This is a genomic window from Companilactobacillus bobalius, assembly GCF_009764355.1.
The window spans coordinates 94668-120714 of the sequence record NZ_LNUA01000029.1 but is presented as its reverse complement, the minus strand read 5'-3'; the positions used below and the strand labels follow the sequence as shown (position 1 = coordinate 120714).

Sequence of the window (26047 nt, the reverse complement as noted above, 5' to 3'; positions counted from 1 at the left end):
TAATATGCTAGGATTTTCAGCTTACTTACACAGTTCATTGACTAAAAAAGATATAGATATGTTCAATCGATTTGTCGAAGCCGGATTTAAAGGTGTCTTTACTTCTATTAACTTACCGGAAGATGATCCTAAAGTTTTATTGAAGAACTTAAAGACTTTGGGTGAGTTGTGCGATGAGAATGATTTGGAACTGACTCTTGATATTGCATCAAGTTCATTAAAAAGGCTTGATTTAAATTTAGATAGAGATTTATCAGTTTTTAAAGGGTTGCATGTTACCATGCTAAGAATCGATGATGGGATTGACAATGCAGGTATTGCAAGACTTTCCAATGGTATGAAGATTGCTTTGAATGCAAGCACTATTGAACAATCTGATATTGATGAATTGAAAATGGCTAACGCAAATTTTGCTAATTTGGAAGCTTGGCATAATTATTATCCTCGTGAAAATACAGGGTTAGATAAACAATGGTTTTATGAAAAGAACAAGTGGTTAAAGGATAACGGATTCACAGTAATGGCCTTTATTCCAGGGGATGCTAATTTGAGAGCTCCCGTTTATAAAGGACTACCAACTCTAGAAGAGCATAGATCCCAAAATCCTTTGTATGCTGCTTTAGATTTTAACAAGATGAATGTTGACCGAATTTATGTCGGCGATCCTGCTTTAAAGGATTTAACATTCGAACAATTTAGAAATTATTTTGTAAATAATATTTTGCAATTGAGAGTTCAACTAGATAATAATGCTCCAGCATATATCACCAATATTTTTCATCAAAGGGCTGATGTGGCTAGAGATGTTGTTAGACTTAGAGAAGGTAGACCGCTCAATAAGTCAGAGGTAGTACCTGATAATAATACTTTGAGAAAAGTTGGTTCTATTACTTTGGATAATAGTTTATCAGGACGTTATCAAGGTGAACTGCAATTAATTAAGTACCAACTTCCAGCTGATGCATCCGTGAACGTAATAGGAAGAATAATTGATTCTGACATTAAATTATTAAATTATTGTGAGGCTAATCAAGCAATTCAACTGGTTGATATTAGAAATAAGGAATGAGTTTAATATGGACATAAAAAAATTATCAACAGAGGGTCGTAATCCAGCAACAATGAATTTGGACGAAATGAGTGCCGATAAGATTGTTGCTGTTATGAATAGTGAAGATAAAAAAGTAGCTGTGGCCGTTGAAAAACAATTACCTCAAATATCGACAGCCGCAAATAAAATTGCAGAAGCATTTAAGGTTGGAGGACGCTTGTTTTATACAGGTGCAGGAACTAGTGGCCGTTTAGGTGTGCTAGATGCTGCTGAATGTGTACCAACTTTTGGTATCGAACCTGAAATGGTTCAAGGATTAATTGCTGGTGGTGCTAAAGCTATGACAATTGCTGTTGAAGGTGCTGAGGATAGTGTTCAAGAGGGTGCTGATGATTTAAAGAATCATAATTTGAGTAATAAAGATGTAGTAGTTGGCATTGCTGCTAGTGGTAGAACACCTTATGTTGTGGGGGCATTGGATTATGCTACCAAAGTAGGTGCTAGTACGATTGCTTTATCATGTAATGCCGATGCTATTATTAGTCAGCATGCGAAGACAGCAATTGAAGTCGTAGTAGGGCCAGAAGTGTTGTCAGGATCAACTAGATTGAAATCAGGAACAGCTCAAAAGATGGTTCTGAATATGCTATCAACAGCTTCAATGGTTAGAATTGGTAAAACTTATGGTAATTTAATGGTGGATGTCAAACCAACTAATAAGAAGTTAGTTCAACGTTCATTGAATATCATCACAGAAGTTACAGGAGTTGATGAAGATCTTGCTTTGACAACTCTCAAAAAGGCTGATTATTCAGTTAAAGATGCAATTGTCATGATAGCGACAAAGACTGGTAAAGAAGCTGCTCAACAAAAATTATCCGAAGCAGGTGGGTTTGTACGTCAAGCAATTAAGTGAGGGAGCAACATGACGAATAATACGATTTTACTAACAATTCGAACAAATATAGAAAATGCGAGTAAAGCAGAAAAAACTTTAGGTGAGTATATTTTAAAAAATGCTCAACAAGTTCCCAATCTCAGTGTGGCCGATTTATCTAAAAAAAGTGGTGTTAGCCAAGCTACTATTGTTAGATTTTCTAAAAATTTAGGATTGGATGGATTCAAAGGTCTAAAAGTTGAATTGGCACGTTCATCGAATGATGTTGATACTGGATTATATGATGAAATATCTCCAGATGATGGTGTCGATGAATTGAAGGACAAATTGGTTCTTCGGATTCAACACACTTTGGACACTACTAGTAGAGGTTTGAACCCCAAATATTTAAATCAAACCGTTGATTCATTTGAAAAAGCAAATGTCATCTTGATTTATGGTTTGGGGGCATCTCATTTAGTAGCTGAAGATTTTACTCAAAAATTCTCACGAATTGGTAAAAACGTAATTAATACGGAAGATACTCACTTATTAGTGTCAAATCTACTAACACAACAGAATAAACAAGTGTTATTTCTAATTTCTGATTCTGGTGAAACACAAGAAACTTTGACAATAGCCAAACTAGCCAAAAAGAATAATGTCGAAGTAGTTGGATTAACATCTAATAGTCACAGTCGATTAGCCAAAATTTCGGATATTAGTATTTTAACAAGTAACACAGTACCAAGAGATCAAGTAAGATCCGCTGCAACGACTTCTTTGATAAGTCAATTATATGCAGTTGATTTGATATACTATCTCTATTTGCAACGAGATTATGAAAGCAATATTCAAAAACTAAAAGAATCCCATCTTTTAGTAGAAAAGTATTTCTCCCCGAAAAAATAAAAATCCTATATAAGCAGACAAAATTAGGAAAACCTCTTAAAGATTCTAAGTGAAGATATAATTTTTTACTTAGGATCTTTTTCTGTCTAGACCTTTGAATATTATCCCCAATTAGTCTATAGTAAACATAACTAAACACTAAATGGTGATATGAGGTAAACAAATGGCAAGTATAAGAGATATTGCAAAAATGGCTGGGGTTTCGGCAGCTAGTGTATCGCGAATTCTTAATAATGATGAAAGTTTCAGTATTAACGAAAATACTCGTAAACGTGTAATTGATATTGCCAATCGTTTGCATTATTCAAAGGAAAAGAATATTCGTAGTCCCAGAAATGCCAATGCGGATATGTCGATAGGGCTGATTTTACGTCACAATAGTGATTCAGAATTGAGAGATCCATATTTCTTAGCCATCCATCGTGGAATTGAAGAAGAGGCGGCCGAAAGGCGATTACAGGTTACAAAGGTATTTGGGATGCGTGATGAAGGGAAAGATTGGGATCAACTGTCCAAATATGGCGCCATCATTATGGTGGGACAGATGACTGATACTGCAATGGATATCATCATGGGGAAGAATCCTAATTTAATATTGGTAGATAATTACATTAGTGATGAGAAATATGATCGGATTCAAACTGATTTTATTGCGAAGACCTACAAGGTTTTGGATCTACTTTACGAAAAGGGTCATCGTAATATTGCTTTTGTTGGTGGCCGCAGTAGTATTGTTGATGTCGATGGCAGTCGTATCAATAGTAGACATGAAGTTAGAGCTGATGCTTATAGTAGGTGGATGCAGCTTCATGATTTGACCAAATATACAGACGTTAATATTGGTCAATGGTCAGCTGAAGATGCTTTACAAATGACTAGTGAAATTTTACGGGGAGACGATTTACCAACTGCGATTCTAGTGGCTAGTGATCCGATGGCTATGGGTGTTTACAAGGCTATTAGTAATGCTGGTTTAAAAATTCCCGATGATATTTCAGTAGTTAGTTTTGATGATGTAGAGCTGAATCGCTATCTAACGCCAACTCTTTCAAGTATTAAAATGGATTCCGAAGAGATGGGACGTATTGCCGTCAAAGTTGCACGTGAGAAGATGATCGGTACCCGTAAGATGCCTATACAAATAGTTTGTTCTAGTGAGTTGAAGGTAAGAGATTCGATACGTGATTTAACAAAAAAGAATAAATAAATTAGAGATATCTGTTATTTGTAAAAAAAAATAATGGATATTTTTTATTTAGGGTTGTGTAAACGTTAACTAAACAGTTATAGTAATTCTTGTAAACGTTTACATAATAGTAAAGAGGGGAATCATGAAATGAAAAACTTTTTAAATGCATTTCAGAAGAAAATGGGACCAATTTCAGAACTAATTGGTGCCAATAAATATCTTCTAAGTTTACGTGATGGCTTTATGTTAGCCTTCCCAGCCACGATGTTTGGTTCTATCATGGTTATTTTGCAAAACTTACCTACAACGTTTGGTTTCGGAGGACTTTTACCAAAATGGTTTAATACTTTTTTGACTGACTTCTTTGGACCTGTTGGTAATGCAACAATGTCAGTTTCAGCACTATTTATCGTCTTTGGTATTGGATATCAATTGGCCGGACATTATGGTCAACAAAAGATTTTTGCTGGTGCTATTTCACTTTCCAGTTTTTTGATGTTACTTCCTATCGGTACTGATAAAAAGATGGGCGCATTCATTGCTATCAATGATTTAGGTGCTCAAGGTATGTTCGTTGGTATCATCGTAGCTATTATCGCTACAAAGATTTATTGTGCTATCAGTGCAGCGCATATCACTATCAAGATGCCTGATTCTGTTCCTCCTATGATTGCTGAATCATTTGTTGCCATCATTCCTGGTGCAGCTCCATTACTACTATTTAATATTATTCGTTATATCTTCACTTTCACACAGTGGGGAAACGCAGTTGACTTTGTTTATGAAATTTTACAACAACCACTTATGGGATTAGGTGGAACACTTCCAGCCGTCCTAGTAGCCGTATTCTTTACACAACTATTCTGGTGGTTCGGTGTTCATGGTACTTTGCTTGTTAACTCAATTATTGATCCTATTATGGGAGCTTTAGCTATTCAAAACTACAATGCTTATAAAGCAGGTGCAGCTCATCTTCCACATATTATTAATACAACATTTATGGGTGTCTTCGTTAACCAAGGTATGCAATTAGGTTGTGCACTTGTCTTTGCTTTCTTCTTGGCTAAATCAGTTCGTATGAAGACAACTATGAGAACCGTCTTTGCTCCAGCTATTTTCAATGTTTCAGAACCTATGACTTATGGTCTACCTATTGTTTTGAACCCTGTTTTATTAGTTCCATGGATCTTAGCACCACTTGTTTCAACTACAATTTCTTACTTTGCTATTGCTGCAGGATTAGTTCCAAGACCAATTGGTGCAACAGTTGTTTGGACGACACCTATCTTCTTAGCTGGTTGGTTAGGTACAGGATCAATTGCGGGTGCCATTTTACAAATTGTTGATGTTGTCGTTATGACATTAATTTGGATTCCATTCTTGAAAGCAATGGATAATGAATTCTTGAAAGAAGAACAAGCAGCAGCCAATCAACAAGAAGCTGCAACTTCAGATAAATAAGGAGTAATAATTATGAGAACTGATACGTTGAAATATAAATATTCATATAATGCTGATCAAGCGGATTTGTACCAAACCTTAGTCAATGAACAATTGAAGTATTTTCAACGTACAGATCCCAGAATTAGACACTTAGAAAAGGGCACAAGGATTCAGGCCCAATTAACTACAAAAATGAAGAAATTTACCACGACAAATACGATGACTGTCAAAGACATCGTGAAGAATAAGTTGTTTCAGTTTGAAACGAAACAACCTGATGGTGAAATTTTACAAACTTATGAATTTGAAACTAATAAACGTGGTAAAAAATTTTTAATTTATTCAGAACAAAATACTTTTAACAATGCACGTAATCAAACTAATTTTATCTTTATCGGAATGCTCTACAAATTCTTTTATAACCGCGGAGTTAAGAAAAGAATGCAATATTTAGACGATTTAGCTATTGGTTAAAGGAAGTACGCGAGTAGAAGGGGACGTTTCTCACATGATTGATGTAATCTCAAATAAAATATTTCATTTGCACAACGACAAAGTTAGTTACTTATTTAATGTTATGGAAAACAAGCAATTAGGACATCTTTATTATGGAAAAAGCCTAGGTAACCTTGAAGAAGATGATCTCAATTACTTATTGAAACATGACAGTAAATCGGCTGGAACAGTTAAATATTCTCCTGAAATTAAGAATTTTACCTTAGCTGATCATGAATCCGAGTATCCAGTTTATGGTTCTTCAGATTATCGTGAGGGTGCTATCGATGTTTATCGTGCAGATGAACCTTGGTATTTAGATTTTCATTTTGAAAATTACACAATTGAAAAAACGAAGACACGTGACTTAAAGTTTCCCACTAGTTATGCGCAAGGTGAGAATGACGCTGAAACTTTAGTGATTACTCTAAAAGATCAAGAGCATGAATTGCGTTTGATTGAGAAATTTACAATTTTTGCTGGCTATAGTGCAATTGTTCGTAGTCAGAAATTGATTAATTTGGGTGATACGACTGTCCAAATTCACAATATGATGAGTGGAGTTTTAAGTTTACCAACAGCTGGTTATGATTTTCTCAGTTTATCGGGTGCTTGGTTAAAAGAACGTCACATTAAACGCCGTCCGATTGAACAAGGTCTCACTTCAGTTGAGTCACTCAAAGGAGCATCTAGTCATCAACAAAATCCTTTTGTGGCACTTGTTGATAAGAATGCCGATGTCAATCAGGGCAATATTTATGCAGCTAATCTGATTTATTCCGGTAACTTTCTCAGTCAAGTTGAGGTTAATGAATGGGATAAAGCTAGATTGTCGATAGGTATCAATCCGAAGTACTTTGAATGGCAATTGGCTAAGAATGAAGAATTTACGACTCCAGAATCAGTCTTTTACTACAGTGATCAAGGATTCAACGGTCTGATTAAAGAGACAAATGGCTTCGCGGAAGATCATGTTATTGCTAGAAAATGGAAAGAAAATTCTCGTCCAATCGTCTTTAATAATTGGGAAGCTACTTACTTTGACTTTAATGAAGATAAATTATTGTCTCTAGCTCAAGAGGGGCAAAAATTAGGTATGGAATGCTTTGTGCTAGATGATGGTTGGTTTGGTCATCGTGATGATGATCGATCCTCTTTGGGAAATTGGGCGGTTGATCGTCGTAAATTCCCTAATGGTATGAGGAGCTTTGCCAAGAAAATACATGATATGGGTCTGGAATTTGGACTTTGGTTCGAACCTGAAATGGTTTCACCTGACACGGATATGTATAAAGAACACCCCGATTGGGTAGTACGTCACCCTTATAAACGTGTAGGAATTGGTCGTGGTCAATATGTACTCGACTTTGCTAATCCCAAAGTAGTTGATGCAGTTTATCAACAGATGAAACCTACGATTGCGGAAACAAATTTGGACTACATTAAATGGGATATGAATCGTAATATTACTGAGGCTTATTCACCATATTTAGCTGAAATTAATCGTCCACAAGGTGAATTTTTCCACCGTTACATCTTGGGAGTTTATGCACTCTATCAAAAAATACTCACTGATTTCCCTAACATTCTAATTGAAGGCTGCTCTGGCGGTGGTGGAAGGTTTGATCTAGGTATTCTATTCTATAGTCCACAGATCTGGCCTAGTGACGATAGTGATGCTATTGAAAAATTGGATATTTTAACGGGGACAACATTAGCTTATCCACTGTCTTCCTTTAGTAATCACGTTTCGGCTGTTCCAAATGATCAAGTTAAACGTAATACGCCATTAGCTTTGAGACAAGACGTTAGTGATTTTGGACCATTAGGTTATGAGCTGGATATTACTAAACTGGACGATGAAGAGAAACAAAAGATTAAGAGTAATATCGAATTTTACAAACAAAATCGACAATTGCTTTTGCACGGAAGATTGCAACAATTAGTTTCAGTTAATCCTGCCAGCAATGTGGTGTCATGGGGCGTAACAAATGATCAAAAGAGTGAATCTTTTATTGGTTTCTATCGTAAAGTTGCTCAACCTAATTCAGCAGTGGTAAGACATATTAAAGCTCCATTCCTGGACGAAATCAAACACTATGTAGTTGATGATAAATTTAGGGTTTCTGGTCGAATTTTAAAAAATATTGGACTCTTGGAACCATTCGAATTTAATGGAGCTAATTTAGAAACAGCTCAAATTAGTGGTGATTATCAATCCTGGATGTATCACTTAGTAGCTAAAGATTAACGAGAGGGTGAGTTGGTGAAAACCACAGATAAATTCTTATATGGTGGCGATTATAATCCTGAACAGTGGCTGGATCGGCCTGAAGTTTTAAAACAGGACTTAGAATTAATGAAAAAAGCCAAGATAAATACTGTAACGTTGGATACTTTCTCTTGGGCAACGATAGAACCACGTGAAGGTGAATATAACTTTGAATGGTTGGATAAAATTTTTGATGATATTTATCGAATTGGCGGTCACGTTATTTTAGCAACACCTAGTGGGGGACGTCCTCAGTGGATGAGTCAAAAATATCCAGAAGTTAATCAAGTAGATGAATATGGGCGAAGACATACGCACGGATTCAGACAGAATCACTGTTACTCGTCCCCAATATATCGTCAAAAAACGCGTCAGATCAATACAATATTGGCTAAGCGTTATGGTAAACATCCTGCCTTAATTATGTGGCACGTTTCTAATGAACTAGGTGGTCAGTGCTTCTGTAAATTGTGTCAGGATAATTGGCATCAGTGGTTACAAAAGAAATATCATACTCTCGATAATTTAAATCAGGCTTGGTACTTAAAGGTTTGGAGTGGCTTGTATAGCGATTGGAGTCAGGTACTACCACCTAATCCGCTTGGAGAAACGAAGGTTCATGGGATGGATTTGGATTGGAAACGTTTTGTTACCGATATGACGATGGATTTCTATGAAAATGAAGCTCAACCTTTAAAAGAAATTACGCCAAATATTCCGATTACAACTAATTTTATGGCCGAAGGTTTGGACAAAGGGGATTACTATCCAATTACTGGTTTAGATTACAGTCGTTTTGCTAAAAAGGTTGATGTAGTGAGTTGGGATAGTTACCCCGCTTGGCATAACGATTACGAAACGCTGGCTGATACAGCGATGAAATCAGCCTATACGCATGATTGTTTCTATTCATTGAAACATCAACCATTTTTAATTATGGAATCGACGCCAAGCTGTATTAATTCACAACAATACAATAAAGCTAAAAAACCAGGGATGAACATTCTCAGCTCGTTGCAACAAATTGCCCATGGATCGGATAGTACATTGTATTTTCAGATTCGACAGGCGCAAGGTAATTCAGAGAAATTCCATGGTGGCGTGATAGGACATGATGGTTCTAGCAAGAATCGTGTTTATCAAGAAGTCGCACAGTATGGTCAGAAGTTGGATAGTATTGCTGAAATCAAAGGTGCTATTAAACATCCTAAGGTTGGTATTTTCTATGATTGGGAAAGTAACTGGGCCTTCAACCGCGGTGGGGCTTTTGGACGTCCAACTAGATTGGGTATCCAAACTTTGCAGAAGCACTATTCAATCTTTTGGGGACAAGATATTGCCTGTGAAATAATCAGTGGAGACGATGACTTCTCTAAATATGACTTGATTGTGGCACCTATTCTGTACATGGCTAAGGATAAAGCTGTAGATAAGTTAACCGAGTTTGTAAAAGCTGGTGGCACTTTGATTTCTAGCTACTTCACAGGTATGGTGGATGAATATGATCGTGTGGTTTTAGGTGGCTTCCCAACTAAATTACGTACATTGTTTGGTATTAATACTAAAGAAATTGATACACTTTATCCCAAACAACATGGACATGTTGAGTTCAATCAGAGGTCTTATGAAACAAAAGATTACAATCAGGTAATTGAAGTTACGACTGCAAAAGCTTTGGCCAAGTATCAAGATGATTTCTACCAAGGCACGCCGGCAGTAGTAAGTAATGATTTAGGATCAGGAAAGACTTATTATTTAGCAACTAGGTTAGGGGACGACTTTTTAAAAGAGTTTTATCGACCAATTATTAATAAGTTACATTTGGTTAATGATTTCATCACTAAACCAATTTATGAGGTTTCCTGCCAGACTAGAGAGAAAAATGGTGTGAAATACCATTTCTTGATGAACTTTTCTGAAGAGGAACAGGAGGTTTTGACTAGTCGTGAATCGATCAATGTTGAGGATGGATCGACTGTGGGTAAGAGAATTGTTTTAGGTAAGTATGGAACTTTAGTTGTTAAAGAGAACTGAAATTTTGTTAGAGTTGATATTAACTGACTATATCCTTATTGTTAAGATTGCTGAGTAGAATTACAAAGTTGCAAACTTCTTAGTTCTGTATAATCAGATGATTTGTAATTAACAATTAAAAGAAAAATAAATTTTAAAATCAAAAAACGTTCATATCCTTTGTAGGTTGATATGAACGTTTTTTTGTTGAGATACTATTATTCTTAAAGATTTAAAAGGGTAAATATTTAATGGAACTACTATCTAAGCCCAAGACGATAATAATTACTTTGGAGGACAACATATTTAACTCCTTCAAAACGCTACTTAATAAAGTAAATTCCGTAAGTTCTAATTTCTCCTGGTTTGAAATCATTGAGTTCAAATTCAGTAGTTGATGTTTCCAAAGTATTTAGGACTTCTGAATTAAGATTTAAATTATCAACGGCTGCTTTCTTGGCAAGTTCAACAGTTCCAGCGTGTTCAATTGTTTCATTCGTTGGATTGTAAACTCTTAAAGCATATCCGGACGAATCTTTTGTCAGAGCTAAACTACTTAAAACTAATTTATCAGTATTTAAATTGATCAGTTGTTCGGCTTCATCCATGAAGTTAACGGCTTTATTCACCATGAAGTATCTTAAAGGATTAGTAAATCTGTTGAGTGACTGTTTTTGGTAAAAGAGGGGAGTCGTTGTTAACAGTAAGTGTTGTCTTTGTAGGTCGGCAACGTTGAATTCATTTCCAACGATGATACCACCTTTAAATGTATATTTACCTTGTAATTGACTGTGAGGAGTTTCAACATATTTTGACTCTAATCCAGAAGCATCTGAAGGGCGACGTAATAGGTCTGGTCTGCCTAAGTAACCAACGCCTCTGAACATTGTAATAGCTAGTTTATTGAAATCTTTGCCAACCACTTGGAAATCTTTGCTGCCTAATCCAATAAATGACCAACTAGAATCATCTGAGTGAATATTAGCAAAGTGAATCAAGGGTCTCATAGCAGTTGGTTCTTCATGATAACCAATGTTTTTCCAATCATTTAGATGTGGATCGACGACTGGACGACTAATGAAACCAAATGGTGTATCCGCAAAGGATGCTTTAGCATTTACATTAGTGTTGAGAATTAATCTTAAACGATGATCAAGAGTTTGATTGTCAGTATCTAATTGATACTTGATAGTCTCTGAACCTTTTTCCAAAGTTAGAGTTAGTTTGTACTCTAAAGTTGAATCAAGCATCTTTTCTTTTCTGGAATCCAAGTTGTGTGGAAGTTTCCACGAGCCCTTGAGAGTAATCTTATTTGTATATTTCCCAGAAACAACTTTTACATCAGCATCTGAGAAATCTAAATTGATAATCCAGTCTTGGAATGCAGGTGAATAATCATAAGTATCACCAGCATCTGCACCATCTTCGAAGGAAAGGAAGTTCTTGTAGACTTTGTGGTTTTGTTTATTGGTTAAGTCTAATTGATGATCTTTAAAACTGATTTGGTAAAAGTCATTTTCAATTAAATCTGAAGAAGATTTCATATCTGAATGATTGGTATTGTCAGTTTCTTCAATGTCAAAACCGACACAGCTAGTAGCCTTAATTGTAGTTTTGATTGAAATAGTTGAGATGTAATAAAGTTCTTGTTTTCTCTCTTCAGTGTTTCGACGAAGTGGAGCTGAATTTTGAATTTCTTGATTCAATAAATCATAGTCAATAGTTTGACCATTGTTATTAAGAATGTTGAAGTTCTTTGATTTAGTGGAAACTTGAATCGTTTGGACTTTATCCATTTCGATGGGAAGTGGATTCCAAAGATAAATATCGTATGGTGAATTTTTGGAGATACTTAATTTTCTAACTAAGTAATCGATAATTGAGTACGATAATTGATCAGCCACTTTTGCACGATGAAGGATATCGTCATTGGTCTTATCACTGTTGCAGCCCCCAGAGCTGTCATGGGCTTGTCCACGAAAAATGGTTTTCCAGATGTCATCGACAAGTCCTTGTTTTGGTTCAATACCGTATGACTTAGCTAAAGCCATTAATGGCTCTACTTGATAAGTCATACGACGTTCTAATCGGTCATAAATTTGTTTGAGATCAGCTCTTGAAGAGTAAATCCCACGATGAATTTTTGAAGCTGAAGGATCAATGAATTCGCCAGAGTAGTCAGGCAGATTTTTGACCTTTTTCAAGTTTTCGAAATATTGAGGATAGTTACTTTCACGAATAATGTATTCATCAGATAGTTTTTCATTGGCTAAATTTATTCTATCTTTAAGATTGTAATCGACGGAACGTTGATCGCCACCGATAGGTAGAACTAATTCGTCTGATTCAGTATCGGTACTAACACGGTCGAGTAAATCCTTAAAGTCATCATTCTCAACTAGTTGAACACCAGCGTAATAACCGTTCTTTATATTGGCAGTAAGAACTTTGGAACCATCGTTACTATTCCAATAGAAATAGCGAGCGTTTTTCTCTTTAGGCATTCCTCGCCAGAAGACAGCACTGTAAATATTGAATCCGTTGTAGATTTTAGGCATATCTTGACCTTGTCCAAAGGAGTCGGGAAGATATGCGACCTTCATCACGCCACCTAAATCATTGGCAATTTGTGAACCAATGGCTAAGTTATGGACAATTGATTCTCCAGAAGTAACCATTTCATCAATTTGTGTATACCAAGGTCCAATAAATAATCTTTTCTCGGTGACAAATTTTTTGATGGCTGTCTTTTTTTCAGGAAAACTACTCAAATAGTCGTCCACGATAGACATTTGGCCATCTAGTAAATAATAATTTAAAACATTGTTTTCTAAAGCATCTAAGACTTCGTCCATATGGTATGCGAACTGAACTCGGGCTTCTTGTCTAGTAAAATACCATTCGAAATCCCAATGTGTATGTGCAATTGCATAAACTTTTTTCATTTGAAATTAACTCCCTTAGGCTGCTGCAGGTTCAGCATTTTTTAGTGCTTGTTCACGTTCATTTCTTTGGTTGATAATTACAAATGGTGAGTAAATAATAACATCCAATACTACAAGAACAAACGTTAGAACAACTGGACTTAGATGGAAGGCACCTAAGATCCATGTACTAATGAAGATTGGTTCATTACCAGAATTTAGAACAACAAGTGGAACTACCCAACCAATTTTTGTTACTACATAAGCGATTACAGCATTGGTAACTGGAACAAGAATCCATGGAATGAACATAATTGGATTTAGAACGATTGGTAAACCGAAAATAATTGGTTCATTGATACCAAATAGTCCTGGGATAAGACCAAGTTTAGCAACTTCACGTTCTTTCTCACCTTTTTTGGCAAAAATCAACATAGCGATAATTAAACCAAAGGTTGCACCAGAACCACCGATCATGGCATAAACGTTAGTCATAGTATTAGGAGCAATAGAAATACCGGCGAAACTTTGTGTTTTAGCAAATTTAGCAACGTCTTGTAAGAATAGAGGTAGCCAGAATGCTGAAACAACACCCCAAACGATATTAAAACCGTGAAGACCAAGGAACCAAAGGATTTGTTCTAGTAAGATAACAACGATAATAGCAGGTAATCCAGTACCAACACTTAACATTGGTTTGATAATTACGACGGAAATCAATTCAATTAATGATGTGAAACCAAGGGATTGAATAGCAATTCTAACAACACCGAAAATCAAAAGTACTTCAGAAATTGGAATTAGTGAGAAGAAAGAATCAAAGACGTTCTGTGGTACGTTTCCAGGCATTTTGATAGTGAATTTACTATGTGAAAATTTGTTATACATGAATACAGCAAGCATACCGACGATTAGAGCTGTAAACATACCTTCATAACTGAAAAATGAAGTAGCGAATCCTTCGACAATTTTTGCTTTAGGATCGGCAAAGTTAATATTATTTGGAACCATGATGAAGTAAGCAGCTAAAGCTAATAATGTCGCTAAAATAGGGTTAAGGTTTTTGTTTGCGGGTTTGCGTTTCAATTCATTAGCATATGAGTAAGCTGATGATAGAACAACGATCAGTGCAACAATGCCTAACGTAGCAGTACCAAGATAACCAAATAGGTTACTTGTATTTGTTAACCAGATGTTGTCGATTTTCTGAGCCTTGATCAAAGCGTCAATTTGCATTTTGATCAAATTTGAGAATGAACCAACAACGGTAAATGGAATAGTTCTAATAAAAGCATTCTTTACGGCTTGAAGAATGGTATTTTTTTCTACCCAAGAAGACATTTTTAGCAATGGCCCTTGGAATTTATCAAGATCAAATTTCATGGTAGTAGTTCCTCCAATTTTTTTAAGTAAGCGCTAACTTTCAAAACCAATTATATATGCTAATTAAAATTTGTAAAGAGAATTTTATTAATTTGTATAATCAAATTATTGAATATGATATAATTTGGTTAAGCAAATTAGTGCAAGAGGTAGTTATATGTATAGATATAAAGAAATATATTCAGATATAAAAAATAATATTTTAACGAATCATTACAGAGCTGGTAAGCCTCTTCCTACTCAGGAAATTCTATCTGAGAAATATGACGTCAGCAGGTTAACTTTGAAAAAGGCTCTTAATCTACTTTTGGATGAAGGACTAATTGTCAGTAGACAAGGTTCAGGAACCTATGTAAGGAATCGACCCTTAAAAAAGAGTGATGAATTATTGCCCTTGGATATGCCTATCGGAGTTACATATTCCCATCGAGATCAAAAAGTAACTAGTAAGGTCATTGATTTTGGAGCACGGTTACCAACCGAAGAGGAAAGCAAAAATTTATCCATAAAAAGGAACGAACCGGTTTACGAAATAAAGCGAGAACGATTTGTAAATGAAAAGACATATAGTTATGAACATACGATAATGCCTACTAGTATCGTTCCACTGGATGAAAAGATCGTAGCAGGGTCTATCTACGATTTTCTGGGAGAACATAAAGTAGCAATGACGGATGCCCGAAGAATTGTGTATGCTCAGGGTGCTGACGAAGAAATAGCTCAGGGATTAAATATTAAAGTCAATGATCCAGTGTTAACGATTGAACAGATTGTCTTTGATCAAGATGGTAGAGCTTTTGAATATTCGCATTCCAGTTTCTTAAGTGAGAAGAGTAAATTTGTTTTTGATGTACACCGTACAGATCAATGGTGATTTTATTGTTTGGAGGATAAAATTTTGGAACAGAAAACTATTTCACCGGCTGTAAAAAATTTTATGGACGAAATCACAAAAAAAGCCAGTCAAAGTCATGCTGACTGGGCAAAGGTTTTTAATGTGACTTATGCAAATACTTTGGAAACAACGGTTAAAAAAATTTCTGACAATGACATATTTATTTTGACAGGGGATATTCCTGCTATGTGGCAAAGAGATTCAACTTGTCAGATACGTCCGTATCTGGTAATGGCACAAGCAATTCCAGAAATTTCTGATTTTATTAGAGGTGTAGTTAAGCGTCAGTTCTTCAATATGAATCATGATCCATATGCAAATGCTTTTAACAGTGAACCTAATAATGCTGGTCATCACAAAGATCATACTAAGATGACACCTTGGATCTGGGAGAGAAAGTTTGAAATAGACTCTCTCTGTTTTCCAGTTCAATTAGCCTATTTACTTTACAAAAATACTGGTAGAACGGATCAATTTGATGAAAATTTTGTAAGTGGAATTCGAAAATTATTGAATGTGTTTGAAACGGAACAACATCATACTAAAAAATCGGAGTATCGATTTGAACGTGATGAAGATAGATTAGAAGATACTTTAATTAACGATGGAATGGGTTCGCCTGTTGCAGAAACAGGGATGATTTGGTCTGGATTTAGACCTAGCGACGACGCATGTGTATATGGATATTTGGTACCTGCTAATATGTTTGCCGTCCTTATTTTGGACTATATTCAGGACATTTTCAGTACGATTCTTGATGATAAAAAGATTGTAAATCAAGCTAAGAAGATTCAAGTAGAAGTTAAGAATGGTATTGAAAAGTATGGTACAACGACAAATAAAGCTGGAGAGAGAATCTATGCTTATGAAACTGACGGCCTAGGTCATTATTTAATTATGGATGATGGTAATGTCCCTAACTTGTTGAGTACACCTTATTTACACTACACAGCCATGGATGATCCAACCTATTTGAATACAAGAAAAACAATTTTGAGTTCAGAAAATCCGTATTATTATGCTGGAAAGTTTGGCAAAGGCTTGGGTAGTCCTCATACACCCAAAAATTATATTTGGCATATTGCACTTGCCATTCAAGGATTGACGCAATCAGATAAAGATGAAAAAGAGCGTCTTCTAAACAATATGGTAGCCACAACTGCAGGTACTAACATGATGCATGAAGGTTTCGATGTTGATGACCCTAATAAATTTACTCGTGAGTGGTTCTCGTGGGCTAATATGATGTATTGCGAACTATTTTTGAATTATTTCGACTATAAAATTAAAGAATGATGAGGGATGATAATGCTTAAATTTCCTAATAATTTTCTCTGGGGTGCAGCAGCGTCCGCACCACAAACAGAAGGACATAGTCTTTTGAACGGTAAATCAGCGACAATTTGGGATAAATGGTTTGAAATGAATCCTGAAAAATTCAATAACAATCAAGGTCCAAGTGATACTTCTAATACCTATGAAATGTATCATGAAGATGTTCTCGATATGAAGAAAATCGGTATGAACTCATATCGAACATCGATTTCATGGGCCAGATTGTTACCAGATGGAAAAACATTGAATTCTGAAGCAATCAAATTTTACCGTTCGTACTTCCAAGATATGTTGGACAATGATATTAAACCAATAATTAACCTTTTTCATTTTGATATGCCTTGGTGGCTAATGGAAAAAGGTGGTTGGGAGAATCGTGAGTCGGTAGATGATTTTGCATTCTACGCTAAGACGGCCTTTGAACAATTTGGAGATTTAGTTCACGATTGGACGACTTTCAATGAACCTATGGTCCATGTCGAATGTGGATATTTGTATGGATTTCACTATCCAGCAATCGTTGATATGAAAAAAGCTGTTCAAGTTGGTTACCATACTTTGATGGCTCATGTTATGGCTACAAAAGCCTTCAGAGATAGTAAGGTTAAAGGTAAAATCGGAATAATTTTGAATGTGTTGCCAGCCTATTCAAGAAGTGAAAGCAGTGAAGATCTAAAAGCTAAGGCAGCCTCAGATTTGTTGAATACACGTAGCTTTTTGGACCCAGCCGTTTTAGGAAAGATTCCTGAGGAACTGGTTGATCTATTAAGTGAAAACGAGTTGTTGCCAGAAGTAGAACCTAGCGATCAACAAAATATTAAAGAAAATACCGTTGATTTTATTGGAATTAATTATTATCAACCTAGAAGGGTCCAAGCACCAACTAATCCTAAAGTTCCAGCCAAAATGCCCGAAGATTTATATGAACCATATGACTGGCCAGATAAGAAAATCAATCCATATAGAGGTTGGGAGATTTATCCTAAGGCACTTTACGATATTTCAATTATGATGCGAGACGATTACAAGAACATTCCTTGGTATGTCAGTGAAAATGGAATGGGAGTCGCCGATGAAGAAAGATTTATGAATGATGACGGTATGATCAATGATCAATATCGAATAGACTTTATCAAAGAGCACCTAGAGCAGTTACATAAAGGAATTGAAGCTGGAAGTAACTGCTTTGGTTATCATATGTGGACCTTCAACGATTGTTGGTCTTGGTTAAATGGTTATCGAAATCGTTACGGTTTTTATCGAGTTGATTTGAATAATCATTTTAAGAGAACTGTAAAGAAGAGTGGGTTGTGGTTTAGAGAATTAGTTGAAAATAATGGATTTTAAGTAAAAAAGATGTCAAACATATACGAAATGTTTGGCATCTTTTACTATCTTGAAGATTATTTAAGAATAATGATGGTCCCAATACCAGCAATAGCAAGGAAGATTGCAATTATGGTACTGGTCCACAAAGTAGGGAGCATAAAAGGTGAAGGATCTGTATAATTACCCTTTTTCAAACTCTTAAAGGATCGAGATGTTGCATAAAACTGATAAATTGAGAGCATGATTAACAATAGTCCAACGATAATACCAAGCACTCTAATCAGCCCCTTTTTAAAAATTTATTGATTTGATTTTAACTCCGATGTATCAAAAATACGAGTTGCTAGTTTTGAAAATGACCAAATGTAAACATTGACTTATGTAATTTAGATTGTTATTTTTAGAAAATACGTTGAATTATTTTAGAACACGCTTTCATAAATGGATGTAACTAGCATTATAATAAATACTATAATGAAGGTAGAAATATTAAAGATGGAGAAAAATTTATATGGCAATACAAATTTTGTATCAAAAAGTTGCCGACGACATTAAAAAAAATATCTTGTCAGGGAACTATGCAGTTGGATCTTTAATACCGACTGAGAATGAATTAGAGACTAAATATGAAGTTAGTAAAATCACCGTCAGAAAGGCTGTTGAACAGTTGGTATCTGAGGGTTATTTAATCAAAAAAAGTGGTATTGGAACTCGAGTTATCAGTAATAATCTTTTTAACAAGTTATCTAAAGCTAGATCATACAGTTCTATTGTCAATGAGCAAGGGATTCTGTCCAAGAAAATTCTTCAGGTTGAATTAATCAATGCAAGCGAAACTCCGTTAAGTGAATCTTTTAAGAATCAAAATATTTTATATATTAAACGTTTGTATTCATTGAATGACAAACCCTTTATCGTTGTTAATCATTACTTACCTATGCTGAAGGCACCGGATGAAATTGAAGAACTTGAAAATCAATCACTTTATACATTTTTAAAAAATAGTGGCCGCGAAATCAGTAGTTTTAAAGATGCTTTTAGTGCGGTTAATTTAAATTTAGAAGATCAGAGATTGTTGGGTAAAACTGAATCACTTGCTTTGAAGCGAATAAGACGTGGTTATGATAATAAAGGAAACTTAATTGAATATACAATTTCTATATATGATAGTAATAAAATGCCATACGAGATTGAATATGAAATTTAATTCTCTTTATTTAAGCGTTTACATCATAACATTATAATGTTATGATGTTTTTGAAAAAAGGAGGGTACGAAATGGATAACCTAGTAAGTTTTTTAAATGCTAAAATTTTACCGTTTGCCAATAAAATGGGTAACCAACGCCATATGACGGCTATCAGAAAGGGAATTATTTCCACACTACCACTAACTATCGTGGGTTCGTTCTTCACATTAATAAATAATATCCCGGTCGAATCAGTTGCTAATATGTTATCGCCTTATAAAGAAATATTAGATATACCTTTTCGATATACGGTCGGAATTTTAGCTCTTTATGCCACATTTGGAATTGCTTCATCACTAGCTGAAAGTTATAAATTGGATAAATTAACTAATGGTGTTTTAGCAGTTTTAGCATTTCTTGTTTCAACAGCAGCACCAATTCACGTTATAGACAATGTAAAAGGTGTAATTGATGCTGGTAGATATATCAATATCGCGAATCTCAGTGCTTCATCACTATTTGCTTCAATCGTTACAGGATTACTGACAGTCGAGATTTATCGTTTCTTTAAAGTAAAGAACATAACTATCAAAATGCCAGATGGAGTTCCACCTGAAGTTTCCAATTCATTTGTAGCATTAATTCCAGCTGCGTTTATCTTACTTTTCTTCTGGATCGTACGTTACTTGTTAGGTTTCAATATTGCAGAGTTCTTAAGCATGATTCTAATGCCACTAAAAGGGGTCTTAGTTGGTAACAGTCTTTTCGGTGGGTTACTAACAATCTTCCTAATCACAGGTTTTTGGACATTAGGTATTCACGGTGCCGCTATTATGGATCCAATTGTTAGACCATTCTGGGAAATGTCAATTGCTCAAAATATGACAGAATTTGCTTCAGGTACTAGTGCACATCACCTTTCAACAATCTTCACTGAACAATTTCTACAATGGTTCATCTGGATCGGTGGTGCCGGTGGTACTTTAGCTCTAGTAACATTGTTCTTATTCTCAAAATCAGCTTATCTAAAAGATTTGGGTAAATTAGCTTTCTTACCTGGACTATTCAATATTAATGAACCAATCGTTTTCGGTGCTCCAATCGTTATGAACCCAATCTTGGGTATTCCATTTATCGTAGGACCATTGGTAACCGGAACATTATCTTACATCTTAACTATTACCGGAGTTGTACCAATGATGATGATGAGATTACCGTTCACAGTTCCTGGACCATTAGGTGCTTTGATGAGTACAAACTGGAGTATTCCGGCGTTCATCTTAACTTGTGTCAACTTCTTGATTGATCTAGCAATTTACTATCCATTCTTCAAAGTCTTCGAAAAACAACAATTAGAAAAAGAATAAATTCAGAGGTGATTATATGATTATTTTTCTATTCCTTTTAATATTTTTTATTGCGAGTGAAGTATCAGTTCAAAAGGGCATCATGCCTAAATTTATAAAAAAATTATCAGCTGGAAAATTAATTTTATTTTCACTACTGACGATTCTGGGATTTGCGGTGATCAGTTTCTTCATTAAACAGACCGTTATCCTAGTACTTCTAAGTACGATTTACTTATCAATTGTGATTTCAAATTACTATATGAACGGATTTACCAAGATGGAAAGAGGGAAAAAGATATGACCAAACGAACTTTAGGCGTTTCGCTTTATCCAGATCATAGTGATTTGAATGAAGATAAGAAATATTTGGAATTAGCTAGTAAATATGGTTTCAGCAGAATTTTCATGAGTATGTTGGAAGTTTCTGAAGGTAAAGAAAAAGTGGCCGCCAAATTCAGTGACCTGATCAATTTTGCCAAGGGTTTAGGCTTCTCGACAACACTTGATATTGCTCCTAATATTTTCGATCAGTTAGGAATTTCTTATGATGATCTGTCATTCTTCCATGAATTAGGTGCGGAATCATTGCGTCTTGATCAAGGATTTGATGGGCAAAAAGAAGCATTGTTATCATTCAATCCTCAAAAAATGAATATTGAGTTAAATATGAGTAATGATGTTGCTTATCTAAATAATATTTTGAGTTATTCCGCTAACAAACCTTTTATCCAAGGATGTCATAACTTCTATCCTCAACGGGGCACAGGTTTGCCGCTAGATTTCTTCATCAGTGCTTCACAACGTTTCAAGAATCAGGGTATTGATACAGCTGCTTTTGTGACTTCACAAGCAGGTAAGATTGGACCTTGGGATATTAATGATGGCTTACCAACATTGGAAATGCATCGTGATCTTCCAATTGAAATTCAAGCTAAACATCTATTCGCAACCAACTTGATTGACTGCGTGATCATCGGAAACGCCTATGCATCAGAAGCTGAATTACAAAAATTAGGTGCTTTGAATCGTTATCAAATAACTTTCGACGTTGAATTGGCAGAAGATATCAATGAAGTTGAACAAGAGATCCTTTTGAACAATCAACACGTTAGACGAGGCGATATTACTGATTTAGTGATTCGTTCAACTGAAGTTCGTAAGAAATATAAAGATTATGACAATCCAGTCGTGGCGACTCATAAATTTGAACGTGGTGACGTTGTGATTGGTAATGATGATTTTGGTAAATACAAAAATGAGTTGCAAGTTGTATTGCAAGCTCACAAAGATATTCGTAAAAATAAAGTTGCTGAAATTTCCAAAGACGAACTATTCTTATTGGATTACATCGGACCTTGGGACAAGTTCCAGTTTGAGGGGTAGAAAAATTGACTAGTATATATATCAAAAATGGGAAAGACGTTGATAATAAACCACTAGAAGTGTATATCGTGGATGACAAAATTAAAGAGATTGGAACTCACTTGGATGTAGAGGCTGACTCAATCGTTGATCTAAAAGGTGAATCTTATATTAGTGCTGGCTGGATCGATGATCACACACATTGTTATGAAAAATTATCGTTGTACTACGATGATCCTGACAAAGATGGCTACACCACTGGTGTAACAACCGTTATTGATGCGGGATCAACTGGTGCTGACAATATCGGTGATTTTTATCAAATAACTAGAAGTAAAAAAACTAATGTTTACGCCATGATCAATATCTCAAAGACCGGTATCTTGGCTCAAGATGAACTAGGCGATATGAATCGGATTCAATTCGAACCCTTCCAAAAAGCAGTCAATGACTATCCTGATTTCATCATTGGCATGAAAGCCAGAATCAGTAAATCCGTCGTTGTTGGTAATGGGGTTAAACCTTTAGTTGAAGCCAAAAAATTTCAAAAACAATTGAATAAAGATTTGCCACTGATGGTCCATGTAGGAACTAATCCACCAGATTTATCTGAAGTCATGGAAATAATGGATAAAGGCGATATCATGACTCATTGTTTCAATGGTAAAGAGAATGGAATCGTAAGTTCTGACGATGCTATTAAGCCATTCGTCAAAGAAGGCTTAGCTAAGGGAATCATTTTCGACATCGGTCACGGAACTGACAGTTTTAACTTCCGTACTGCAGGAATCGCTACTGAAGATGGCATAATTCCACAAAGTTTGAGTACCGATATTTACCATACTAATCGTGAAAATGGTCCGGTTTATAACATGGCTACTTGTATCGAGAAGATGCTTTATGTTGGTTATCAATTAAAACAAGTTTTACCTATGATCACAACTGCCCCAGCCAAGAATTACAAGTTAACTTCTAAAGGCGAACTGGCTGTTGGTAAAGACGCTGATATCACAATCTTCAATGTGAAAAAAGGTAAGAAAGAGTTAACTGATTCTAATGGAAATAAACGTACGACTGATACTTTAGTAGAGCCAATTTACAGTGTTGTCGGCGGTCAATTATATTCAATAGGAGATTAAGATGGATATTTATGAGAAATACAATCTAAAACACGTAATTAATGCCGATGGGAAAATGACTATTCTAGGAGTCTCGAAAGTTTCAGATGACGTAGTTGCGGCTCAAAAATTGGGAGCCCAAAATTTCTTTGAAATGGCTGATTTGTCAGTCCAAACGGGTAAATATTTAGCTAAATTAATCGGCAGTGAAGATGCATTGGTAGTGAATTCAGCTTCAGCCGGAATTGCGGAAACTATTGCCGGTATCATCGGTCAAGGAAGTAAATATCACTTATATCATCCCTACACTGAAAAAATTACTAAACGTGAGGTAATCCTTCCTATGGGACACGATGTCGATTATGGAACGCCAGTAGATGTCATGCTTGGTGTGGCTGGAGCTAAGATGGTTCAAGCCGGTTATGCCAATATGTGTAAACCTGAACACATTGAGATGCAGATAAATGATCAAACTGCGGCTGTGTTGTACATCAAGAGTCATCACACGGTTCAAAAGAGTATGTTGTCGATTCCCGAAGCTATCGAAGTGGCACATCGTCACAACTTACCTTTGGTTCTGGACGCTGCAGCTGAAGAGGACATGTTGAAATATATCAAGATGGGAGCTGATGTGGTGATTTACAGTGGTGCCAAAGCTATTGAAGGTCCAGCATCAGGAGCCATCTTTGGAAAAGAGAAGTATATCAGATGGGCTCGCATGCAAGGTGCCGGAATTGGTCGTTGTATGAAGATCGGTAAGGAAAATATTATCGGATTAACTGCCGCAATCACCAAGTATCTTGAAGAAGGCACGGAAACAGGCAAACAGATGATTCAACGATTAGAACCATTTGTTAAAGATTTATCTGAGTTACCCGATGTTGAAGTTGAGATTGTTCAAGATGGAGCTGGCCGAGACATTTATCGTGCTGACGTCAAACCAGTTGGTAAATTAACTGCTAAAGAGATCTGCGACCAATTACGTAACGGTGAAATTGCTATTTATGCACGTGAATATCGCGTTAATGAAGGTATTATCGAATTTGATATCAGATCTGTTAATTCAGAAGAAATGAAACAAATTATTTCAAGACTAAAAGAAATCCTCGGAGGAAAATAAAATGACTTTACTACCAAATTATTTAGAAAACGGAATTTGTTTAAATGTTTTAGCTAATTCAGTTCAAAATGCCAAAGACTGTTATGAAGCTGCGCAAGGACACGTCGTTTTAGGAGTATTGACTAAAAATTATCCTAGTGATGAAGCCGCAATTGAAGATATGAAGTTGTATAAAGCTGAAATCAACAACGCTGTTTCTGTTGGTCTTGGTGCCGGTGATCCTAAACAAAGTGGCATGGTAACTCGTGTTTCTAAAGTTATTCAACCTCAACACGTCAACCAAGTTTTCACAGGTGTAGGTTCAACTAGAGAAGCACTTGGACAACACGAAACCATTATCAATGGTTTGGTTTCACCTACTGGAAAAGTTGGCGTAGTCAATATTGCTACTGGTCCTTTAAGTAGTCAAACAACGCCAACAGAAGTACCGATCGAAACTGCCATTGCTTTGCTAAAAGACATGGGTGGATCATCTATTAAATTCTTCCCAATGAAAGGTTTGGCCCACGAAGAAGAATTTAAAGCAGTAGCTAAAGCTTGTGCCGAAAACGACTTTGATCTTGAACCAACTGGTGGTATCACTTTAGACAACTTTGAAGAAATCGTTAAAATTGCAGTTGATGCTGGTGTAAAGAGAATTATTCCGCACGTATACAGTTCAATTATCGATAAGGAAACAGGCAATACTAGACCAGAGGACGTTGCTAAGCTCTATGAAATAATTAAGAAATTCTAAGAGGTTGAAAAATGCATATATTAGCTTTTGGTGAAGTCATGTTGCGCTTTACTGTAGCTGACAAAATGATGTTGGAGCAGTGTGATAATTTACATATAACCACTGTGGGAACGGGTGTTAATTTACTAAGCAGCCTGGCCCATTTCGGATATGATACTTCAATTTTGACGGTTCTTCCGGATAATCCGATTGGTAAAAAGGCCGCCGCAGATTTAAGAAAATTGGGTATTTGCGATAATAAAATAATCTATCAAGGTAAAAGTATGGGAAGCTTTTTCGTTGAATTAGGACAGGGAGCACGGCCAGAACGTGTCACGTATCAAGATCGATTGTCGAGTTCTTTCAGTCAAATGTCAGTTGAAGACTACAGTTTTGAAAAATCTTTAGCCGGAGTAGATATTGTTCATATTTGTGGGATAGCTCTTAGTTTGACAAAACAAACTCGGTTAGCAGCACTGAAACTTGCCAAAATGGCTCATGAAATGAAAAAAATCGTTTGTTTTGATTTCAACTATAGAATGAGTCTAAATGAGAATAATACACACGAAGCAATGAAAGCACGTTATCAAGAGATACTGCCTTATGTTGATACCATTTTTGGCAGTAAAAGAGACCTAACAGATCTGTTGGATTATCAAGAGACAGATGAGAAGAAACTCTATCAACAATTTTGCCAAGATTACCAAATTAGTTTTTTTGCAGGAAGTAGACGAACTTTTGTAGATGATAAGAAGTATTTTGAGGGCTTCCTATTTCATCACGATAAGATTTATGAATCATCTCCCAAGGAATTGAATATTCTGGATCGAATTGGCAGCGGGGATGCATTTGCCAGTGGAGTGATTACTGGTCTGTTGGAAAAATGGGATTTTGTGGATACTCTAGAATTTGCGATAGCCAACTCAGTATTGGCACAGGCTTCCATGAATGATTCACCAATCTTTGAAAAACAAGATATATTTAATTATCTCGATAATAAAGGAACTAATGATTTAATTCGCTAAAAAAGGCCGATGGATTCTAATGATTTAGAATTCGTCGGCCTTTTTTGGTAC

22 protein-coding genes are annotated in these 26047 nt (G+C 35.7%); 19 read left to right on the top strand and 3 right to left on the bottom strand.

The window, feature by feature from the left end; genetic code table 11:
* Positions 1–4 precede the first annotated feature (4 nt).
* The 8 genes from ATN92_RS04340 to ATN92_RS04305 all read left to right on the top strand — a co-directional run bounded on the left by ATN92_RS04340 (position 5) and on the right by ATN92_RS04305 (position 10273).
* Complete coding sequence (locus tag ATN92_RS04340) at positions 5–1069, top strand: MupG family TIM beta-alpha barrel fold protein (protein WP_056954956.1); 1065 nt, start codon at positions 5–7, stop codon at positions 1067–1069.
* Between the two features lie 7 nt (positions 1070–1076).
* Positions 1077–1967: an N-acetylmuramic acid 6-phosphate etherase gene (murQ, locus tag ATN92_RS04335; protein WP_056954954.1), complete on the top strand. Its 891-nt coding sequence runs from the start codon at positions 1077–1079 to the stop codon at positions 1965–1967.
* A 9-nt stretch (positions 1968–1976) separates the two neighbouring features.
* Positions 1977–2840, top strand: coding sequence for a MurR/RpiR family transcriptional regulator (locus ATN92_RS04330; RefSeq protein WP_056954951.1), 864 nt, complete (start codon positions 1977–1979; stop codon positions 2838–2840).
* Between the two features lie 163 nt (positions 2841–3003).
* Positions 3004–4047: a LacI family DNA-binding transcriptional regulator gene (locus tag ATN92_RS04325; RefSeq protein WP_056954949.1), complete on the top strand. Its 1044-nt coding sequence runs from the start codon at positions 3004–3006 to the stop codon at positions 4045–4047.
* A gap of 129 nt (positions 4048–4176) precedes the next feature.
* Positions 4177–5490: a PTS sugar transporter subunit IIC gene (locus tag ATN92_RS04320; protein WP_056954948.1), complete on the top strand. Its 1314-nt coding sequence runs from the start codon at positions 4177–4179 to the stop codon at positions 5488–5490.
* 12 nt (positions 5491–5502) lie between these two features.
* Positions 5503–5946, top strand: coding sequence for a DUF3284 domain-containing protein (locus tag ATN92_RS04315; protein WP_056954946.1), 444 nt, complete (start codon positions 5503–5505; stop codon positions 5944–5946).
* Between the two features lie 34 nt (positions 5947–5980).
* On the top strand, positions 5981–8218 hold the full coding sequence (locus tag ATN92_RS04310; protein WP_056954944.1) for an alpha-galactosidase: 2238 nt from the start codon (positions 5981–5983) through the stop codon (positions 8216–8218).
* Between the two features lie 15 nt (positions 8219–8233).
* Positions 8234–10273: a beta-galactosidase gene (locus ATN92_RS04305; RefSeq protein WP_234032530.1), complete on the top strand. Its 2040-nt coding sequence runs from the start codon at positions 8234–8236 to the stop codon at positions 10271–10273.
* A 302-nt stretch (positions 10274–10575) separates the two neighbouring features.
* Here ATN92_RS04305 and ATN92_RS04300 read toward each other — a convergent pair whose 3' ends face one another.
* The gene (locus ATN92_RS04300; protein ID WP_056954941.1) at positions 10576–13197 is read right to left on the bottom strand and encodes a glycoside hydrolase family 38 N-terminal domain-containing protein; all 2622 of its coding nucleotides are present in this window, start codon (positions 13195–13197) and stop codon (positions 10576–10578) included.
* Between the two features lie 15 nt (positions 13198–13212).
* Positions 13213–14559, bottom strand: a complete 1347-nt coding sequence (locus ATN92_RS04295; protein WP_056954939.1) for a PTS sugar transporter subunit IIC — start codon at positions 14557–14559, stop codon at positions 13213–13215.
* A gap of 157 nt (positions 14560–14716) precedes the next feature.
* Here ATN92_RS04295 and ATN92_RS04290 point away from each other — a divergent pair, with 157 nt between their 5' ends.
* Genes ATN92_RS04290 through ATN92_RS04280 form a run of 3 tightly spaced genes read left to right on the top strand, consistent with a single transcriptional unit; the run spans position 14717 to position 18136 of the window.
* Complete coding sequence (locus tag ATN92_RS04290) at positions 14717–15433, top strand: GntR family transcriptional regulator (protein WP_056954938.1); 717 nt, start codon at positions 14717–14719, stop codon at positions 15431–15433.
* A 24-nt stretch (positions 15434–15457) separates the two neighbouring features.
* Complete coding sequence (locus tag ATN92_RS04285; RefSeq protein ID WP_411762957.1) at positions 15458–16750, top strand: glycoside hydrolase family 125 protein; 1293 nt, start codon at positions 15458–15460, stop codon at positions 16748–16750.
* Positions 16751–16762: 12 nt separating this feature from the next.
* Positions 16763–18136 (top strand): glycoside hydrolase family 1 protein, encoded by a 1374-nt coding sequence (locus ATN92_RS04280; protein WP_082604611.1) that lies wholly within the window; start codon positions 16763–16765, stop codon positions 18134–18136.
* A 56-nt stretch (positions 18137–18192) separates the two neighbouring features.
* On the opposite strand, the gene ATN92_RS04275 is transcribed toward ATN92_RS04280, so the two are convergent.
* The gene (locus ATN92_RS04275; protein WP_056954934.1) at positions 18193–18393 is read right to left on the bottom strand and encodes a hypothetical protein; all 201 of its coding nucleotides are present in this window, start codon (positions 18391–18393) and stop codon (positions 18193–18195) included.
* Positions 18394–18629: 236 nt separating this feature from the next.
* Here ATN92_RS04275 and ATN92_RS04270 point away from each other — a divergent pair, with 236 nt between their 5' ends.
* The 8 genes from ATN92_RS04270 to ATN92_RS04235 all read left to right on the top strand — a co-directional run bounded on the left by ATN92_RS04270 (position 18630) and on the right by ATN92_RS04235 (position 25996).
* Positions 18630–19325, top strand: coding sequence for a GntR family transcriptional regulator (locus ATN92_RS04270; protein ID WP_056954931.1), 696 nt, complete (start codon positions 18630–18632; stop codon positions 19323–19325).
* Positions 19326–19396: 71 nt separating this feature from the next.
* Positions 19397–20674 (top strand): PTS sugar transporter subunit IIC, encoded by a 1278-nt coding sequence (locus tag ATN92_RS04265; protein ID WP_056954929.1) that lies wholly within the window; start codon positions 19397–19399, stop codon positions 20672–20674.
* Between the two features lie 16 nt (positions 20675–20690).
* Entirely contained in the window at positions 20691–20957 is a 267-nt protein-coding gene (locus ATN92_RS04260; RefSeq protein WP_056954927.1) for a hypothetical protein, read from the top strand.
* Positions 20954–22039 (top strand): DUF871 domain-containing protein, encoded by a 1086-nt coding sequence (locus ATN92_RS04255; protein WP_056954925.1) that lies wholly within the window; start codon positions 20954–20956, stop codon positions 22037–22039. The genes ATN92_RS04260 and ATN92_RS04255 overlap by 4 nt, the downstream gene beginning before the upstream one ends.
* Before the next feature lie 5 nt (positions 22040–22044).
* Complete coding sequence (locus ATN92_RS04250) at positions 22045–23157, top strand: amidohydrolase/deacetylase family metallohydrolase (protein WP_056954924.1); 1113 nt, start codon at positions 22045–22047, stop codon at positions 23155–23157.
* Position 23158: 1 nt separating this feature from the next.
* Complete coding sequence (locus ATN92_RS04245; RefSeq protein WP_056954922.1) at positions 23159–24256, top strand: DgaE family pyridoxal phosphate-dependent ammonia lyase; 1098 nt, start codon at positions 23159–23161, stop codon at positions 24254–24256.
* A gap of 1 nt (position 24257) precedes the next feature.
* Positions 24258–24992, top strand: coding sequence for a 2-dehydro-3-deoxy-phosphogluconate aldolase (gene dagF, locus ATN92_RS04240; protein WP_056954920.1), 735 nt, complete (start codon positions 24258–24260; stop codon positions 24990–24992).
* Between the two features lie 11 nt (positions 24993–25003).
* Positions 25004–25996, top strand: a complete 993-nt coding sequence (locus ATN92_RS04235) for a sugar kinase (protein ID WP_056954918.1) — start codon at positions 25004–25006, stop codon at positions 25994–25996.
* Positions 25997–26047: the final 51 nt, after the last annotated feature.

Excerpts from the sequence above, each read along its gene's own strand:
- ATN92_RS04310 (WP_056954944.1), top strand. The coding sequence starts at position 5,981 with ATGATTGATGTAATCTCAAATAAAATATTTCATTTGCACAACGACAAA.
- ATN92_RS04325 (WP_056954949.1), top strand. The coding sequence starts at position 3,004 with ATGGCAAGTATAAGAGATATTGCAAAAATGGCTGGGGTTTCGGCAGCT.
- ATN92_RS04330 (WP_056954951.1), top strand. The coding sequence starts at position 1,977 with ATGACGAATAATACGATTTTACTAACAATTCGAACAAATATAGAAAAT.
- ATN92_RS04340 (WP_056954956.1), top strand. The coding sequence starts at position 5 with ATGCTAGGATTTTCAGCTTACTTACACAGTTCATTGACTAAAAAAGAT.
- dagF (WP_056954920.1), top strand. The coding sequence starts at position 24,258 with ATGACTTTACTACCAAATTATTTAGAAAACGGAATTTGTTTAAATGTT.
- ATN92_RS04290 (WP_056954938.1), top strand. The coding sequence starts at position 14,717 with ATGTATAGATATAAAGAAATATATTCAGATATAAAAAATAATATTTTA.
- ATN92_RS04300 (WP_056954941.1), bottom strand. The coding sequence starts at position 13,197 with ATGAAAAAAGTTTATGCAATTGCACATACACATTGGGATTTCGAATGG.
- ATN92_RS04235 (WP_056954918.1), top strand. The coding sequence starts at position 25,004 with ATGCATATATTAGCTTTTGGTGAAGTCATGTTGCGCTTTACTGTAGCT.
- ATN92_RS04280 (WP_082604611.1), top strand. The coding sequence starts at position 16,763 with ATGCTTAAATTTCCTAATAATTTTCTCTGGGGTGCAGCAGCGTCCGCA.
- ATN92_RS04255 (WP_056954925.1), top strand. The coding sequence starts at position 20,954 with ATGACCAAACGAACTTTAGGCGTTTCGCTTTATCCAGATCATAGTGAT.
- ATN92_RS04270 (WP_056954931.1), top strand. The coding sequence starts at position 18,630 with ATGGCAATACAAATTTTGTATCAAAAAGTTGCCGACGACATTAAAAAA.
- ATN92_RS04265 (WP_056954929.1), top strand. The coding sequence starts at position 19,397 with ATGGATAACCTAGTAAGTTTTTTAAATGCTAAAATTTTACCGTTTGCC.
- murQ (WP_056954954.1), top strand. The coding sequence starts at position 1,077 with ATGGACATAAAAAAATTATCAACAGAGGGTCGTAATCCAGCAACAATG.
- ATN92_RS04320 (WP_056954948.1), top strand. The coding sequence starts at position 4,177 with ATGAAAAACTTTTTAAATGCATTTCAGAAGAAAATGGGACCAATTTCA.
- ATN92_RS04295 (WP_056954939.1), bottom strand. The coding sequence starts at position 14,559 with ATGAAATTTGATCTTGATAAATTCCAAGGGCCATTGCTAAAAATGTCT.
- ATN92_RS04260 (WP_056954927.1), top strand. The coding sequence starts at position 20,691 with ATGATTATTTTTCTATTCCTTTTAATATTTTTTATTGCGAGTGAAGTA.
- ATN92_RS04245 (WP_056954922.1), top strand. The coding sequence starts at position 23,159 with ATGGATATTTATGAGAAATACAATCTAAAACACGTAATTAATGCCGAT.
- ATN92_RS04315 (WP_056954946.1), top strand. The coding sequence starts at position 5,503 with ATGAGAACTGATACGTTGAAATATAAATATTCATATAATGCTGATCAA.